This window comes from Kribbella sp. NPDC055110, assembly GCF_053607525.1.
This window is the reverse complement of record NZ_JBSGTS010000040.1, coordinates 1-15,651: the sequence shown is the minus strand read 5'-3', so window position 1 is coordinate 15,651 and position 15,651 is coordinate 1. Positions and strand designations below refer to the sequence as shown.

Here is a 15,651-nt window from a genome sequence, read left to right as displayed (position 1 = left end):
TCACTCATGAGCCTGACCGCCGCCACCCACACGATCCGTGAAGGTGCCTTCGGCAACGGTACGCACCTGAGCTGTCGCGCCTGTGGGGCGAAGTCGCCGCTCGGCCCGTTCTACGCCTGTATGGAGTGCTTCGGTCCGCTCGAGGTCGGGTACGAGTACCCGAACATCACCCGCGAGCAGATCGAGGCCGGACCCAAGAACATCTGGCGGTACCAGCCGCTGCTGCCCGTCCCCGTCGACGTGGCCAGCTTCCCGAACACCGAGCCCGGCTACACCCGGCTCGTCGACGCACAGAACCTGGCCCGGGAGCTCGGGCTCAAGAAGCTCTGGGTGAAGGACGACTCCGGCAATCCGACCCACTCCTTCAAGGACCGGGTGGTTGCGTCCGCGCTGAGCGCCACCCGCGAGCTGGGCATGAAGGTCTTCGCCTGCCCCTCCACCGGCAACCTGGCCAACGCGGTCGCCGCGGCCGCCGCCCGGGCCGGCATCCGCTCGGTCGTGTTCATCCCGCACGACCTCGAGCGCCCGAAGGTGATCACCACTGCCGTGTACGGCGGGACGCTGGTCGCCGTCGAGGGCAACTACGACGACGTGAACAAGCTGGCCTCCGAGATCGCCGGCGAGGAGGAGGGCTGGGCGTTCGTGAACGTGAACGTCCGCCCGTACTACTCCGAAGGCTCCAAGACGCTCGCCTTCGAGATCGCCGAGCAGCTCGGCTGGCGGATCCCGCAGCAGGTCGTGATCCCGGTCGCGTCCGGTTCGCAGCTGACCAAGATCGACAAGGGCTTCACCGAACTCGGCAAGCTCGGCCTCGTCGACGCCACCGACTACAAGATCTACGGCGCCCAGGCGACCGGTTGCTCGCCCGTTGCGCAGGCGTTCCGTGACGGCCACGACGTGGTCAAGCCGGTGAAGCCGGACACGATCGCGAAGTCGCTCGCGATCGGGAACCCGGCGGACGGGCCGTACGTCCTGGACGTCGCCCGCCGTACCGGGGGTGCGATCGAGGACGTCAGCGACGAAGAGGTCATCGAGGGCATCCAGTTGCTGGCCCGGACCGAGGGCATCTTCGCCGAGACCGCGGGCGGGGTGACCGTGGCGACGCTGAAGAAGCTGATCGCGACCGGGCAGCTCGACCCGGAGGCCGAGACCGTCATCATCAACTCCGGCGACGGGCTGAAGACGCTCGACGCCGTGGCCGACCGGGTCGGCCCCAAGGTGACCATCCCCGCGTCGTACGACGCCTTCGTGAAGGCAGGCCTGCAGTGAGTGTGAGCGTTCGCGTCCCGACCATCCTGCGGCCCTACACCCAGGGCGTGTCCGAGGTGTCCGCCGAGGGCGCGACCCTGACCGAGGTACTCGACTCGCTCGACGCGTCGTACCCGGGGATCAAGGGACGCGTGCTGGACGACTCGGGTGAGCTGCGCCGGTTCGTGAACGTGTACGTCGACGATGACGACGTACGGTTCGCCGACGGCCTCCAGACCACGATCAAGGACGGCGGCCAGGTCTCGATCATCCCGGCCGTCGCGGGCGGCTGATCAGGCTGATTCAGCCTGACTTAGGCTGCTCGAATGCGAGCGGTCGTGGTGTCGGAGTACGGCGTACTGCCTGAGGTTCGTGAGGTGCCGGAGCCTGTGGTGGCGGACGGCTCGGTGGTGTTGAAGGTTGAGGCCACCGGGCTGTGTCGTAGCGACTGGCATGGGTGGATGGGGCACGACTCCGACATCGTGCTGCCTCATGTCCCGGGGCACGAGCTTGCCGGGACGATCGCCGCGGTCGGGGCCGGAGTCTCCGGATGGGCGGTCGGGGATCGCGTCACGACGCCGTTCATTTGCGCGTGCGGTGAGTGTGAGCAGTGCCTGGAGGGGAACCAGCAGGTCTGTCCGAATCAGCTGCAGCCTGGGTTCAACTACTGGGGTTCGTTCGCCGAGTACGTCGCTGTGCCGTACGCCGAGGTGAACCTGGTGCGACTGCCCGACGACATGGACTTCGCTACCGCCGCGGGGCTGGGCTGCCGGTTCGCCACCTCGTTCCGCGCTGTCCACCAGGTAGGGCAGGTCGTCGAAGGTGAACGCGTGGCGGTTTTCGGCTGCGGCGGCGTCGGCCTGTCAGCGGTCATGATCGCGTCGGCCCTCGGCGCCGAGGTGATCGCCATCGACACCAACCCCGAGGCGCTGACCCTGGCCCGCGAGCACGGCGCCGTACACACCATCCACGCGTCCGCCGACACCGTCACGCAGGTCCATGACCTGGGCGGTGCTCACGTCACCATCGATGCGCTCGGCTCCAACGACATCGTCCAGCAAGCCCTGCAAGCTCTCCGCCCGCGCGGTCGGCACGTCCAGATCGGCCTGCTCCCGTCCGGCGTCACCCTCGACGTAGGCCGCCTCATCGGCCAAGAACTCACCTGGCTAGGCAGCCACGGCATGCCCGCCCACGCCTACCCCGAAATGCTCGCCCTAGTTGCCACCGGCAACCTAAACCCCCACCAACTCATCACCCGCACCATCACCCTCGACCAAACCCCAACCGCCCTAGCAGCCCTCACCACCGCAACCCCCGCCGGCGTAACCGTCATCACCCCCTAGGATCCTGCTCCTGAAGTTCGCGCCATAAGTTGGCGTTGGACGTACGCCAGCAATCCGCGGCAGCCCTCAGCCCTCCCCAAACCGGTTTGGGGAGCCAGACCCACCCAAATCAGCCCGTAACACTCCCCAATCGGAGCGGAATCGGCCGCAGGCGATCCGCGGGCGCATCTGCTCCGAAGGAGGCGTGGTGCGGGGCGGGGGTTTGGCGGCGCTGATGGTGGCGCACCGCCTGCCAACGATTCATGTCACGGACTTCAGAAGCAGGACACCAGCGGATCGCTCTGGACCTCGGCATCGCCCCGATGCAACGGTCGACTCCGACCCGAGGAGGCGATCGACCCGATGCCAGAGCTCACCCTGCGCCGCAACATCCGCTACGCCGACCCAGACGGGATCGCCCTCTACCTTGACGTACTAAGTCCGCTCTCCACCACCCCACTCCCGACCGTCATACGCATCGATGGATGCCCAGGCTGGGGACCCGGTGATCGCTCGTCCGCCCTGCTGCCGTTCGCGAATCCCGTGCTCGCCCGCGCAGGCTTCCTGACCGTCGCCATCTCCGTCCGCCACACCGGGCAGGCGATCTTCCCCGCGCAGCTGCACGACGTACACGCCGCCCTCGACTGGCTGCACCGCAACCCACTCGGCCTACCGGTCGATCCCGATCGCATCGGCGTCTGGGGTCAGTCCGCCGGAGGACACCTCGCAGCCCTCGCCGGCCTCAGGTTTCGGCGGAACGTCCATGCAGTAGTGACGATCAGCGGTCCGAGCGATCTCCTCCATCCCGGCGGCGCGATGCGGATCGACCGCCCTTCGCCGGTCACCGCGTTGGTTGGCGGCGATGTGTCCACGCATCGCGAACAGCTCCGCGCGGCAAGTCCCATCGCGCACGTCAGCGCCGGCGCGCCATCGTTTCTGATCGTCCACGGCACGGCCGACGAGACCGTTCCGTACGAGCAGGCGGAGCGGCTCCATCGCGCTCTGCTCGCGGTCGGGGCGCCGTCGCGTCTGGTGGCGATCGACGGAGGGCGTCACGACCTTGACTGGTACGCCGTCGCGGATGACGCCGCAGCCTTCTTTGCGGAACATTTTTCGCAGTAGGTGCAAACTTGTTTCGCAAACCCGGCCGGCTATAGGCGGATGAGGTAGACGGTGGGTGGGCGGCCGGTTCGGCCGTGTTGTTGGGTGCCGGTGGGGGCGGCTAGGCCGGCTCGTTCCAGGCGTTTGAGGACTCGGCGGGCGGTGCGGAGTTGGACGGCGAGGTGGTCGGCTACGTCCTGGGTGGTGAGGCCGTCGGGGAGGGTGGCGGTGAGTTCGCGCATGCGGGCGAGGGTTTGGGTGTTGAGGCCGACCCGGCGGGCGAGGAGCGGGAGGCTTTCGGTGCCGCGGGCGCCGGACGGCTGGTCGCCGGAGGGTTCGATGACGATCTCGACGTCGTCGGACATCGAGACGACGCCGGCGACGGAGCCGATCGAGGCGGCGCGGCTCACGGCGCGACGGGCGAGCGCCTCGGCTTCTGCCGCCGTACGGCCGACGCCGAATCCGACGTACGCCGTGCTGTGCCGGGCCGCCAGGTGGTCGAGCAGGGGCATTCGGGAGAACTGTTCGGTGGCCTGCTCGAGGAGGCCGCGGGTGGTGACGACGAGGTACCGGCCGTCGGGGAGGGCGGCGAGGCTGCCGCCGAGGGTGATGAGGTCGGCGGCGAGGGCGTCGTCCGGTTCGGGGAGGTCGATGACGCCGAGCGCGACCTGGGCGTCGCCGACGTGCTGGCCGGTCGTGGTGAGGACCAGGGCCTGCAGGGTGGAGCGGATCGAGTACCGCGACGGGGCGAGGCGCACCGACGGCATCTCGTTCTCGAGCAGGTGGAACGCCGAACCCAGGCAGCTGATCGCGACCTTCGTGCCGTGCTTCTCGCGTGCGGTGCGGTGGAATTCGACGATGTCGTCCGAGGTCAGGCCCGGGCGGTACGGCAGCACTTGGATCTGGTCCGTCGGCAGCTTCGCCTCGATCAGGGTCTCCAGTACCTCGGACCGCCGCAGCGTGTCGATCGAGAACTGGGTGACGTTGTGGCCGAGCCGCAGGAGCTCGACGAGCGCGCGCAGCAAGGTCGCCCCGTCGTACGAGACGTACATCGCAGGCCGGTCGATCACTCCGGCCTCGGTGGCGATCGTGTACGGGACGACGCCGGTGAACAGGAACGCGTCGACGTCTCCCTGCGCCTGCTGGACGAGCTCGACCGCCTCGGTTTCGTGCCGGTACGCCAGCGGCACGAGCACGGTCCCGCTCGGTGCGCCGACCACCGTCACCCGCTGAACCAGGTCCTCGGGCCCGACCACGCCGACCGCAAGCGCCATCAGTCAACCCCGCCGACAGCTGAGCAGATCCTCACGGCAGTCCTCCGACGACTTCTGGTCTGGCCCTCAAGTCGCAGAATAGCGCAGCGGGCCTCGAGATCTTGACGTTCAGGCCTTGCTCTCCTAGTTTCGGTCAAGACCACAATTACCGCCACCCCCTGAGGCGGGTCCAGGAAGCGTCGGTGTGGTGGAGCGAAGGAGGGAGCGCGCCACCTCACTGTCCGTTCTATTGGTGTAGCTCCTCCAGGCAGCGGATCACCAGGTCGCGCTCGCCCGGAGGCAGTTCCGGCCCGTACGGATCGTGCGCGGCCGCGGGCGCGATCAGGCCTTCCCATTCGGCCGCCCAGAGCATCCGTTGCACGTAGCCCTCGATCGGCGCGTAGAACGTCGCCGCCGCGAACCGGTCCAGTCGGTCCGACGCGATCAGGAACTCCGAGTGGTCGCCGGCAGTCCAGGCTCGCAGTACGGCGGCCGACAACTCGACCTGTGCCGACGCGATCCCGACGAGCGCCGTGTCCGCGCCCCACATGAACGACGGCCCGTACATCCGGTCCTCGCCGGTGATCAGCAGTTTCCCGCTGTCGCGCCCGGCCCAGATCGCGTCCTGGCACCCGATCGCGCGGTCCAGCGTCGCCGTCTTCACGCCGAGCATCGCGTCCAGCGACAGCAGTTCGCGGATCAGCTCAGGTGGGTACGGGTACCCGCCGGCCTCGCCGTGCAGGTAGAACCCGACCAGCGGCAGCCCGCTCTCGGCCGCCACTCGCTCGTGCAGGGCGACCGCCTGTGCGTCCCCGTCCGGCAGTTCGCCTAGCGCTGCTAGCGGATACACCATCACGGCATCCGCCCCACCGGCCGCAGCAGCCCGCGCCATCTCCACGGTCGCGTCCGCCGCCTCCTGCAGCGTCTGCGCCGACGAGGACTTCGGTACGCCGACACCGGCGACGATCGGTACGTCGGTAGCGGACCGCCACGTCTCGAGCACCTTGGCGCGATCGCCCGGGCTCAGGTACAGCCCGCGCCCGGTGTGCGCCCACACCGCGACGCCACCGACAGCATGCTTCGTGAGCGAGACGGCGTACGCGGACAAAGCGTCGTACGCGACGACGCCGTCCGGGTCCATCGGGGTCACGACCGCGGGGAGCAGCGTGCCGCGGAGCCGTTCGACGAGTGGATGCATCAGATGACCTCTCTCAGACGTCGTGCCCGAGACCGGGGCGCTTCGGTACGTCGATCCAGCCGTCGCAGTCGGCGAACACAGTCGGGGCCAGCGGGTCCTCGTCGACCATCAACGGCCCCACCAGGTCCGCCGCGACGGTCGCTCCGGGTACGGCGGCGGCCAGGTGTACGGCGGCCAGCGTCGCGACACCCAGCTCGGGCATCGACCCTACCTTCACCGCAAGCCCCGCGGCCTCGGCCACCGCAGCGATCTGCATCGCGCGATGGAGCCCGCCGACCTTGAGGATCTTGATGTTCAGTACGTCGGCCGCACCGCGCCGCGCGATCTCCAAGGCGTCGTGCAGCGAGTGCATGCTCTCGTCGACCATCACGCGGACGTCGAGGCGGTCCCGCAGCCGTACGAGCCCGGTCAGGTCCCAGCGCGGAAGGGGCTGCTCGAGGAGAGTGAGGCCCGCCGCGCTCATCTTGGCGAGGTACGGGAGGGCTGTCGTCGCGTCGTACCCCTCGTTGGCGTCCAGGCACAGCTCCGCGTCGGCGGGGATCGCGGCGCGGACGGCCCGGATCAGTTCGAGGTCCTTCGCCGGGTCGTGGCCGCCCTTGACCTTCAGGTGCATGAACCCGCGGCCGGCGTACTCCGCGGCCTCGGCAGCCATCTCGTCGAGGGTGCCGAGGCCGACCACCCACGTGGTCTGCACGCGGTCACGGACGCTGCCGCCGAGGATCGCGTGCACCGGCCAGCCGCTGATCCGCCCGGCGAGGTCGAACAGGGCGATGTCGAGGCCGGACTTGGCGACCTGCTGGCCGCGCAGTACGCCGTCCATCGTGACGTGAGCGCCCGCGCGGTCGAGCGGGTCCCGGCCGATCAGCGCCGGCGCGAGATGCTCCTCGATCGCCGCCTGGACGCCGGCCAGGGTCTCACCCGTGTACGCCGTCATCGGCGAGGTCTCGCCGATCCCGACGTCCCCGTCCGCGGTGTGCACCTCGACGACCAGACTGATCAACTCGGTGCTCACACCGCTGCTGATCCGGAACGGCCGGCGGTACGGCGCACTCACCACGCGGGTCTTGATCGCGCTGATCGGCGCCGATCCCCCATCCGGCAACCCCGCCGGTTGTACTGCAAGACTCATAACCGGCTCCTAGGGGTCGCAATCTGAGTTGAAACCATTTACGGTCAAGACCGTAAATACCGCAAGCGCTCCCTGTCAACGGAAGGTGGCACCCCCGATGCGGCTGGGTCTGTATCTGAACCTCTACGGCACCCCGGACGAGCGGCCCCAGCTGGCCGACGCGGTCGAGCAGGCGCGGCTGGCCGAGCAGGCCGGGTTCGAGTGGGTCGTGCTGGGCGAGCGGCATCTGCACCGGCCCGGGTACCACGAGATCCTGACGTCGATGACGTGGCTGGCCGCGCACACCTCGCGGATCGGGATCGCCACAGCCGGCATCGTGGCGCCGTTGTACGACCCCGTCGTACTCGCCGAGACGCTGGCGCACATCGACGTACTGTCGGGTGGTCGGCTGACCGCCGGGTTCGTGCTCGGGTACCGGCCGGAGGAGTTCGCCCTGTACGGCGTGACGCAGCGGGAGCGGGTCGCGCGGTTCGAGGAAGGGCTGGAGATCCTCACCCGGCTGTGGACCGAGGACGAGGTCACGTACGACGGCAAGTTCACCAGCATCACCGACGCCTTCCTGTCGCCGCGACCGGTGCAGAACCCGCGGCCGAAGCTGTGGAACGGCGGCCGGGTGTCCGCGATGCTCGAGCGAACCGCGCGGATGTGCGACGGCTGGACCACGTCGTTCAACGAACTGGACTCCGACCTCCCCGCCAAGATCGCCGAGTACCGCTCGTACCCGCGTGGTGAGGGCACGCTCGGCGCCGAGGTGATCGTCTGCCGCGAAGGCTTCTGCGCCCCCACGACCCAGGACGCGAGACAGGCCCTGGAGGAGCCGCTTCGCGACCTGTACGACGCCTACACCGGCTGGAAGCGCACGTCCGCGGACGCAGCCCGCTACACCCAGGGCTGGGACGAGATCGCCAACCGCGGCGTCATCGGCTCCCCAGCCGAATGCGCCGACCGCCTGGCCCACTACGAGTCCCTGGGCGCCGACGGCATCATCCTGCGCATTCAACCGCCTGGGATGCCCCAGTCCGACGCCCTCAAAGCCATCGAGGCGTTCGGCGAACTGGTGTGAGGGTCCCGCCACGCAGGCAGAACCCCTTCGGCAAGCGATTGCTGGTGCGCCGAGGATGGGTTGTGCCTGCGTAGCGGTTCAGGCCTTCAGGCCGGACATCGCGATGGAGTCGGTGAGGTAGCGCTGCAGCAAGCCGAAGACCAGGAGGCTCGGGACCACTGTGATGGTGGCGCCGGCCATGACCTGGTTGATGGGGACGGCTTGGGTTTGGAGGGTGGCGAGGCCGACGGTGAGGGTTTGCATCTGGCCGGACTGGCCGATGACCAAGGGCCACAGGAAGTCGTTCCAGTGCCAGAGGAAGACGAAGATGCCCAGCGTCGCCAGCACCGGGCGGATCAGGGGCAGGACGATCATGGTGAAGATCCGCCACTCGGGGGCGCCGTCGATCTCGGCGGCCTCGAAGAGTTCGTCGGGGAGTTGCAGGATGAACTGGCGCATCAGGAACACCGCCTGCGAGTTCGCCAGCGTCGGCACGATCAGGCCCCAGTAGCTGTCCACCCAGTCCAGTTTCGCGACCAGGATGTACGACGGGATCAGCGTCGCCTGGAACGGGACCATCAGCGTGGCGAGGAACGCCCAGAACATGAGCTCCCGGCCGGGGAACTTCTTCTTGGCGAACGCGTACCCGGCCATCGACGCGAACAACAGCACGCACGCCACGGACACCAGCGAGTAGAGCAACGAGTTCACCGTCCAGCGCGGGATGTCCGAGCTGGACAGCACCTTCGAGAAGTTCTCGAGGGTGAAATGAGCCGGATTCAGCGCGCCTGGGAACGTCTGACCGCTCGGCGGCGCGAACGCGACGAGCACCATCGCCGCGAACGGTACGACGGTCACGATCGCCGTCAGCGCCAGCAAGGTCGGCAACGTCAACCGGCCCGCCGTACGCCGGCCCGCTGCCTGTGTGTCCACTACCGGGCGGACCGGTGGCCGGTCGAGTACCTGAGCCATCTAGTCGTCCCTCCCGACGAGCCGGCGCTGGACGAGCGAGACGATCAGCACGATCAGGAACAGCACCAGACCGATCGCGCTGGCGTAACCGAAGTCGAAGTACTTGAAACCGCTGTCGTACAGGAAGTACACGAGCGAGTAGCTGGACCGCACCGGTCCGCCGCCGGTCATCACGAACATCGCGTCGAAGACCTGGAAGGCGCCGATGGTCTCGATCACCAGCACGAAGAACAGCACCGGCCGCAGCTGCGGCAGCGTCACGTACCGGAACCGCTGCCAGGTCCCCGCGCCGTCGATCATCGCGGCCTCCAGGTACGACTTCGGCACCGCCTGCAGGCCCGCGAGCAGGATCAGCATCGAGTACCCGAAACCCTTCCACGCCGACGTGACCGCGATCGACGGCAGCACGGTGTTCGACTGGCTGAGGAAGTCGATCGGGCCGATGTTCACCAGCCCGAGGACCGAGTTCAGCAGCCCGTCCTGTGCGTCGTAGATCCACTTCCAGATCACCGCGGCCAGCACGATGCTGGTCACGTACGGCAGGAAGAACACTCCGCGGAAGAAGCCGCGCTTCCACACCACCTGGTGCAGCAGTACGGCGGTACCGAGCGACAGCAGGACCGTCAGCGGGACGAAGATCACCGTGTAGGTGATCGTCACCAGCAGCGCCTCGTGGAACACCTTGTCCGACAACAGTCGCGTGTAGTTGTCGAGCGCGATGAAGTCCCATTTGCCACTGATCCGGTAGTCGGTCAAGGACAGCAGGAAAGCGCCAAGCGCCGGTAAGAACCGGAACAGCAAGAACAGAACGAGCATGGGGGCGACGAACAGCAGACCAACCCATGGCCGACGGCGCGGTCCGCCCCGCTGCGAGAAGAGCGAGGTGATGCGAGAGCGCTGACCGGACACGGGTCCCGCCCGACCCGTGCCCGGCATCTGCTGCGCCTTGGTCAACGCTGCCTCGAGAGCAGGTCGTTGGCCTGCTTGGCGGCGTCGTCCAGGGCCTGCTGCGGCTGCTTCTTACCGGTCAGCACGGCCTGGATCTCCGGGCTCAGGAACGACATGATCTGCCGCGCCGCCGGGTTCGGCTCACCCGGGATCGCGTACTGCAACGCGTCCCGGAACTTCGCCGCGTTCGGGTCGGTGGACTCGGACTTGGCGTCGGTGCGCGGCGAGTAGAACCCGGACGCCTTGCTGAGCGCGTCCAGCTGCGCCGCCTGGGTCATGAACGACAGGAACTTCTTCGCGCCGTCGACGTTCTCGGAGGCCGCGTTCACGACCAGACCGCCCGGGAGCCCGAACCCGACCTGCTTCTTGCCGGTCAGCGGCGTACCGAGCTCGACGTTCGCCGCGCCCCAGGTCTTCGTCACCGTGGCGACGTCGGCCGGCACGCTGGTCATCGCCATCGCGACCTGACCCTTGCCGAATGGCGAGTCGGCGACCACGTTGCCGGCGGTGAGCGCGGTCTTCGGGATCGCGCCCCCGTCCCACAGGCTCTTCAGGAAGGTCAGCGCCTCCAGGCCGGGCGCCTGGTTGAAGGTGACGCTCTTGCCGTCGTCGGCGAACACCTTCCCGCCGGCCTGCCACAGCAGCGGGTAGAAGTTCAGGTTCAGCGTCGCCTCCGGCGAGGCCGAGTAGTCCAGCGTGGAGAACCCGGCGGCCTTGAGCTTCGGCGCGGCGGCCTTGATCTCGTCCCAGGTCTCCGGCGGCTTGGCGATCCCGGCCTTGGCCAGGACCGTCTTGTTGTACATCGTGGTCGTGACCGTGTGGTAGATCGGGGCGCCGTACACCTTGCCGTCGACCGTCAGGCCCGGGATCGCGGCCGGCAGGAACTTGTCCTTCTCCGGCGTGACCACGTCGTCGACCGGCTCCAGCGAGCCGCTCTTCACGTATTGCGGGATCTGGTCCGGGATCATCAGCAGGACGTCCGGACCCTTCTTGCCGGAGAACGCGGCCGCGACCTTCTCCTCGCGATTCGCCCACGGCTGGGCCTCGACCTTGAGGTCGAACCCGGAGTTGGCCGCCTCGAAGTCGGTCTCGACCTTCTTCCAGTAGGTGTCGCTGGCCGCCTGGTCGGCGATCACCGGGTACATCCAGAGCGTGACGCTCTTCTTGCTGGTCGAGCCGCCGTCGTCGCCTCCGCCGCACGAGCTGAGCGCGGCGGCGAGGACGAGCGCGGTAAGTGGTGCCGCGATGCGGCGGACGGTCGATTTCATCGCACCCCCAGGGTGTGTCCGGAAGTCAGGGCCGGAAGTTGTTCAAAAGGCTAGAACCGAATAACGGTCAGGACCGAAAGTAGCCGGGGTGAATTTCGGCTGTCAACGGCTGATATCAATCCGGAACAGCTCGGAGCCGCTCGTCATCAGCAGTTGGTGATCCCCGCGGACGCCGAGCCGCCGGTGGGCGTGCGCGACGAACAGCGTCGGGACGGCATTCCGCCCCGGCGCGATCCGGTAGATCTTGTTCAGGTCGATGCTCACGTAAACGGCCTCCGGCGTGGCGACGATGTCGCCGCTGGAGTTCGTCGTCCCGAGCGTGGAGGACCTCTTCAGCCTGCCGCTGTCCGGCGCCACCGCGAACACGGTCTTCCCGGCCACGCCCCAGAGCAGCCCGTCCGGGCCGATCGTGACCGACGAGACCGTCGCGCGGCCCGGCACCGGCACGGTTTCCCAGAGTTTCTTCTTCTTGGCCACGTCCCACGCGAATACTGTGCCCGCTTCCCGGGTCGGCGGGGTGGTCGTCAGGCCACCGGCGATCGACGTTCCGCCGTACACGATGCCGCAGTGCGAGGTGAGGCCGAAGACGGACTCGTCCTGGACGACGTTGCGGTACTTCTCCGCGGTGTTCGTCGTCGGGTCGTAGATCACCAGCGCGCCGCCGAGCCGATCACCGTCGGGGACGGTGCCGACCGCGATCTTGCCGTTCACCTCGGTCAGCGCGCGGGCGCGGGTCTGCAGGAGATCCGGTTTCAGGTTGAGCAGCTTCTTCGGGTTGTCCGGCGTACCGGGTGGTCCGGGGGAGTACTCCGGGCTGCTCCAGGGCTGCGTGGTGTCGTAGGAGTAGAGGCGGGCCTCCGGATAGGCGCCGACCCAGACGGTGCCGTCCGAGCCCTCCATCAGGGCCTCGACCTGCGAGAACCGGTTGAACTTCGCCTCGCCGGTGGCCGGGTTGACCACGGACACGCCGCCGTTCAGGAAGCCGCCGGCGTAGATGGTGTTCTTGCCGCCCGCGACGGACAGGATCTCGATCGGCTCCCGCCGGACCTTGGTGGTGAAGATCTCGGACTTGCCGGTCTGCGGGTTGTACCGGAACTCCTCGCCGCGCCACAGGGTGCCGACGACGCTGGTACCCGGATAGTCGGGGAGGTTCAGGTCGGCGTACCCGATCGAGCGGGCGTTCTGGATCCGGCCGGTGAACGTCAGCCCGGTGCCGGTCAGGGTCTTGGTGGCCGGGTCGTACCTCTTCAGTTCGCTGCCCTGGATCAGGTACAGCGTGCCGTCCGCGCCGATCGGGGAGATGTCCAGGCCGTGCGCGTTCGGGATCTCGTCCACCCAGGTCCGCGAAGCGATGTCCCAGACGTAGAGCGGGCCGGGGAACGCCGTGCTGATCCGCGCGTACACGCGGCCGCCGCGGGCGTTCAGGTCGTACACGACCTTGTCGGACGGGTCGCCGAGACCGGGCGGCGATGGCACCTCGCTGATCGCACCGCTGGCGGCGTCGACCTCCATGATGTGCGCGTCGGGCATCGTGCCGGCGTACACCTTGCCGCCCGCGTAGTCGATGCTCTTCACGTACGTCTGGCCCGCCAGGACGGTGCCGTAGTCGCGGATCGCTCCGGTCTTGTCGTCGTAGGAGAACACCTTGCCGTTCGGGAACGTCCCGCCGTACACGTTGCCCTGGTCGTCGGTGGTGATCCGCCAGATGAACGACTCGGACGCGATCGGCCGGCCGAGGTCCTCGACGGTGCCGCCCGGCCGCAGCCGGTACAGGTGGCCGTTGTTGTAGGTGCCGACGTAGATCGTGCCGTCCGGCGTCGCGGCAACCGCGTAGCTGCCGTCCGCGCCGGGCAGCGCCGCGGAGAGCAGGCTGTCGCCGGTGGCCGGGTCGATCGCGTTCAGGTACGCCGGACTTCCGGTGGACACGTTCCAGATCGCGGTCCTGCCGTTCGGGCCAGGTGCGACGGTGCCGCCGATGAGCAGTACGTCGGACAGCGGCGTACCGAGTGAGACGACCGTGCCGACCGGTGGTTGATGACCGGCCTGCGCCGGTGAGGTCAGGGACGTGCCGAGCAGAGCGACGAGCGCCAGTGCGAGAAGGGAGCGGACTGATCGCATGCGAGTTGCCTCCGGGGTGCCGTATTTACGGTCCTGTCCGAAAGTGAAGCTCTCGCGGCGTGGCCAAGTCAACGGCTCGGGACAATTTGCAGCTAGTGACAGGAACGGTCCGGTTACGGCCTCGGCCGTTAAAGCTGTTTCATAGTTGGGAGAGCGCGTCGAGCAGGTTCTGCAGCTTCTCGCGGGTGGCCGCGAAGTAGCTGTTCTCGCGGTGCAGCGCGCGATGGAAGCCGGCCAGCTCGGCCTCGGAGATGGTGTTCGAGAAGGTACTGATCTCGGTCAGGTCGAGGCGCCGGTTGAACAGGTGCACGGTGTCCCGCCAACGATGCAGCAGGTCGACGAGCGCGGCGTCCCGGTGCAGACCGAGCGCGCCGGACACCAGCGCGAGATCGACCGCGGACACCACCAGCCGCGGGTACACCTGCCGGGTGCTCGGCGCGTCGGGCGAGAACCGCTCGTCGTTCAGCAGCCTGGTGTTCTCGTGCAGCTCGTTCGCGACGGCCCGCAGGACCCCGGTACGGCGTTCCGCTTCGGCCGTCAGCCGTTCGACGAAGATGCCGGTCAGCCCGGCCACCAGGGTAAGTGAGTTGACCGCCGGCTCCCAGCGCGAGCCCTTCGGCCAGAAGAACCAGAGGACGCCGAGAACGAACGCCAGTGCGAGCAGACCGTACGTCACCAGACTGACGACGGTCCGTCTCATGCGGACCAGATGTCGTCGGCGAGGCTGCGTGCGCTCTCGCCGGCTGCCTCCGGTGCGAGCAGCAGCAGCTCCAGGCCGAACGGGTTCGGGCGGCGGGCGTACCGGAACTGGGACTGGATCGCCTCGACCGGCGTCAGCTGACAGGCCTCGGTGAGCCGCTTCAGCCGGGTCGTGGAGTACTTGCGGGTGGTGTAGAGCCGGATCGTGTCGCCGATCGGCAGCACCGCCTCGGTGTGGTCCGGCAGCTCCATGCGGATCTCTTCGCCGGTGTCGTTCTGCCAGAAGATCTTCACCAGCAGCGCATCCTCGTCCTCGACCTCGCCGATGAACTTGACCAGATCGTTGTGGATCTTGAGGTCGGTGTTGTACCGCAGGGTGCTGGTGACGAACTCCGCGAACGCGCGGGTCTGGTGGTACTCGTCCGCGGCCGCGTCGGCGGCCTCCTGATCGAGTCGCGTCGTACTGGCCACCTCGAGCAGCAACCGGTCCTGCGGCCGCAGCACCCGGGTGAGGGTGCCGAGCAGCTCCTCGTCGCTCTCGAAGTTGGCCAGCGTGTTGCCGGTCAGCGTGAACAGGATCGGCTCGTCGTCGACCAGCCGGGCCAGCATCTGCCCGAGCTCCTCCATGTTGTCGGCGATCGAGAAGTCCAGTTGTACCGGGAGCACCTGGGCCACCGGGAACCGGGCGTCGCGGACCGGCTGGGTGCCCATCCGGAGCATCTCGGAGCTCATGTCGACCGGGATGTAGTACATGTTCCGGTTCTGCCGGTGCATGTCACCGAGGATCGTCCGGTCCTTCACACCGGTGCCGACGCCGAGGCTGACCAGGTGGAATCCGCCGTTCTCGACATGCGGCCGGACCTTGCGCCAGTGCCGCTGGAACGACTCCGCGCCGGCCTTCATGACCAGGTAGAACGGGTCGTTCGTCGCGTTCGCCCAGGCGATCGTCGGGCCGATCCCCCAGTACGAGAAGCCGGAGGTGATCTGCTTGCCGTCGCCGGTCGTCGAGAACGGCCCGCGCAGGTCGCCGGTCAGCGTCGCGAGCTTGTCCGTCTGGTCCTCACCGGTCAGTACCAGCGACCAGGCGAAGTCGTCGTCCGCCAGCGCGTGCTCGAGCTTCCGGATCACGGGTACCGGCTCTGTCACGTCTCACCCCTCACACGATGAGAGGTCAGGTTATCGGTTACTCCCGACTACTGCCTTGGAGGACGTCTGGGGACTCTGCGCCTACTGCGCGGCACTCGGCGGGCACCTCGCCGAGCGGGAGCGAAGGGAACGATGAAACCACATCGACCCCTCCGCTCCCGCTCGCCGAGGCACTCCGCCGAGCACCTGCTCGCTACGGCGCAGAGT

General features: G+C 68.1%; 14 protein-coding genes. 5 read left to right on the top strand and 9 right to left on the bottom strand.

Translation table 11 applies throughout. From position 1 onward, the window contains the following. Positions 1-6: 6 nt before the first annotated feature. The 4 genes from thrC to ACWF0M_RS35690 all read left to right on the top strand — a co-directional run bounded on the left by thrC (position 7) and on the right by ACWF0M_RS35690 (position 3,692). Positions 7-1,269, top strand: coding sequence for a threonine synthase (gene thrC / locus ACWF0M_RS35705; protein ID WP_452240179.1), 1,263 nt, complete (start codon positions 7-9; stop codon positions 1,267-1,269). Beyond that, positions 1,266-1,541 carry a ubiquitin-like small modifier protein 1 gene (locus ACWF0M_RS35700; RefSeq protein ID WP_130383007.1) on the top strand — a complete coding sequence of 92 codons (276 nt, stop codon included), beginning with the start codon at positions 1,266-1,268 and terminating at the stop codon, positions 1,539-1,541. The genes thrC and ACWF0M_RS35700 overlap by 4 nt, the downstream gene beginning before the upstream one ends. A gap of 33 nt (positions 1,542-1,574) precedes the next feature. Beyond that, complete coding sequence (locus ACWF0M_RS35695) at positions 1,575-2,591, top strand: zinc-dependent alcohol dehydrogenase family protein (protein WP_452240178.1); 1,017 nt, start codon at positions 1,575-1,577, stop codon at positions 2,589-2,591. 342 nt (positions 2,592-2,933) lie between these two features. Further along, positions 2,934-3,692, top strand: a complete 759-nt coding sequence (locus tag ACWF0M_RS35690) for an alpha/beta fold hydrolase (protein ID WP_452240177.1) — start codon at positions 2,934-2,936, stop codon at positions 3,690-3,692. A 29-nt stretch (positions 3,693-3,721) separates the two neighbouring features. Here the strand turns inward: ACWF0M_RS35690 and ACWF0M_RS35685 are convergent, their stop codons facing one another. The 3 genes from ACWF0M_RS35685 to ACWF0M_RS35675 form a co-directional block, all read right to left on the bottom strand. Further along, a complete protein-coding gene (locus tag ACWF0M_RS35685) occupies positions 3,722-4,945 on the bottom strand; it encodes a hypothetical protein (protein WP_452240176.1) in 1,224 nt (407 codons plus the stop codon). Positions 4,946-5,171: 226 nt separating this feature from the next. After that, on the bottom strand, positions 5,172-6,122 hold the full coding sequence (locus tag ACWF0M_RS35680) for a dihydrodipicolinate synthase family protein (RefSeq protein WP_452240175.1): 951 nt from the start codon (positions 6,120-6,122) through the stop codon (positions 5,172-5,174). Between the two features lie 13 nt (positions 6,123-6,135). Then, complete coding sequence (locus ACWF0M_RS35675; RefSeq protein ID WP_452240174.1) at positions 6,136-7,251, bottom strand: mandelate racemase/muconate lactonizing enzyme family protein; 1,116 nt, start codon at positions 7,249-7,251, stop codon at positions 6,136-6,138. 97 nt (positions 7,252-7,348) lie between these two features. On the opposite strand from ACWF0M_RS35675, the gene ACWF0M_RS35670 reads away from it, so the two are divergent. Then, entirely contained in the window at positions 7,349-8,314 is a 966-nt protein-coding gene (locus ACWF0M_RS35670) for an LLM class flavin-dependent oxidoreductase (protein ID WP_452240173.1), read from the top strand. A 78-nt stretch (positions 8,315-8,392) separates the two neighbouring features. On the opposite strand, the gene ACWF0M_RS35665 is transcribed toward ACWF0M_RS35670, so the two are convergent. The 6 genes from ACWF0M_RS35665 to ACWF0M_RS35640 form a co-directional block, all read right to left on the bottom strand. Further along, positions 8,393-9,265 carry a carbohydrate ABC transporter permease gene (locus ACWF0M_RS35665; RefSeq protein ID WP_452240172.1) on the bottom strand — a complete coding sequence of 291 codons (873 nt, stop codon included), beginning with the start codon at positions 9,263-9,265 and terminating at the stop codon, positions 8,393-8,395. Further along, positions 9,266-10,081 carry a carbohydrate ABC transporter permease gene (locus tag ACWF0M_RS35660; RefSeq protein WP_452240171.1) on the bottom strand — a complete coding sequence of 272 codons (816 nt, stop codon included), beginning with the start codon at positions 10,079-10,081 and terminating at the stop codon, positions 9,266-9,268. Between the two features lie 134 nt (positions 10,082-10,215). Further along, entirely contained in the window at positions 10,216-11,481 is a 1,266-nt protein-coding gene (locus ACWF0M_RS35655) for an extracellular solute-binding protein (protein WP_452240170.1), read from the bottom strand. A gap of 102 nt (positions 11,482-11,583) precedes the next feature. Next, positions 11,584-13,599, bottom strand: coding sequence for a hypothetical protein (locus ACWF0M_RS35650; protein WP_452240169.1), 2,016 nt, complete (start codon positions 13,597-13,599; stop codon positions 11,584-11,586). Between the two features lie 139 nt (positions 13,600-13,738). Continuing rightward, entirely contained in the window at positions 13,739-14,299 is a 561-nt protein-coding gene (locus ACWF0M_RS35645) for a hypothetical protein (RefSeq protein WP_452240168.1), read from the bottom strand. Then, on the bottom strand, positions 14,296-15,444 hold the full coding sequence (locus tag ACWF0M_RS35640; protein WP_452240167.1) for an L-histidine N(alpha)-methyltransferase: 1,149 nt from the start codon (positions 15,442-15,444) through the stop codon (positions 14,296-14,298). The genes ACWF0M_RS35645 and ACWF0M_RS35640 overlap by 4 nt, the downstream gene beginning before the upstream one ends. Positions 15,445-15,651: the final 207 nt, after the last annotated feature.

Bases quoted from the DNA above. Each gene is read 5' to 3' on its own strand.
- ACWF0M_RS35655 (WP_452240170.1), bottom strand. From the start codon at position 11,481: ATGAAATCGACCGTCCGCCGCATCGCGGCACCACTTACCGCGCTCGTC.
- ACWF0M_RS35695 (WP_452240178.1), top strand. From the start codon at position 1,575: ATGCGAGCGGTCGTGGTGTCGGAGTACGGCGTACTGCCTGAGGTTCGT.
- thrC (WP_452240179.1), top strand. From the start codon at position 7: ATGAGCCTGACCGCCGCCACCCACACGATCCGTGAAGGTGCCTTCGGC.
- ACWF0M_RS35680 (WP_452240175.1), bottom strand. From the start codon at position 6,122: ATGCATCCACTCGTCGAACGGCTCCGCGGCACGCTGCTCCCCGCGGTC.
- ACWF0M_RS35690 (WP_452240177.1), top strand. From the start codon at position 2,934: ATGCCAGAGCTCACCCTGCGCCGCAACATCCGCTACGCCGACCCAGAC.
- ACWF0M_RS35650 (WP_452240169.1), bottom strand. From the start codon at position 13,599: ATGCGATCAGTCCGCTCCCTTCTCGCACTGGCGCTCGTCGCTCTGCTC.
- ACWF0M_RS35685 (WP_452240176.1), bottom strand. From the start codon at position 4,945: ATGGCGCTTGCGGTCGGCGTGGTCGGGCCCGAGGACCTGGTTCAGCGG.
- ACWF0M_RS35665 (WP_452240172.1), bottom strand. From the start codon at position 9,265: ATGGCTCAGGTACTCGACCGGCCACCGGTCCGCCCGGTAGTGGACACA.
- ACWF0M_RS35675 (WP_452240174.1), bottom strand. From the start codon at position 7,251: ATGAGTCTTGCAGTACAACCGGCGGGGTTGCCGGATGGGGGATCGGCG.
- ACWF0M_RS35670 (WP_452240173.1), top strand. From the start codon at position 7,349: ATGCGGCTGGGTCTGTATCTGAACCTCTACGGCACCCCGGACGAGCGG.
- ACWF0M_RS35645 (WP_452240168.1), bottom strand. From the start codon at position 14,299: ATGAGACGGACCGTCGTCAGTCTGGTGACGTACGGTCTGCTCGCACTG.
- ACWF0M_RS35660 (WP_452240171.1), bottom strand. From the start codon at position 10,081: ATGCTCGTTCTGTTCTTGCTGTTCCGGTTCTTACCGGCGCTTGGCGCT.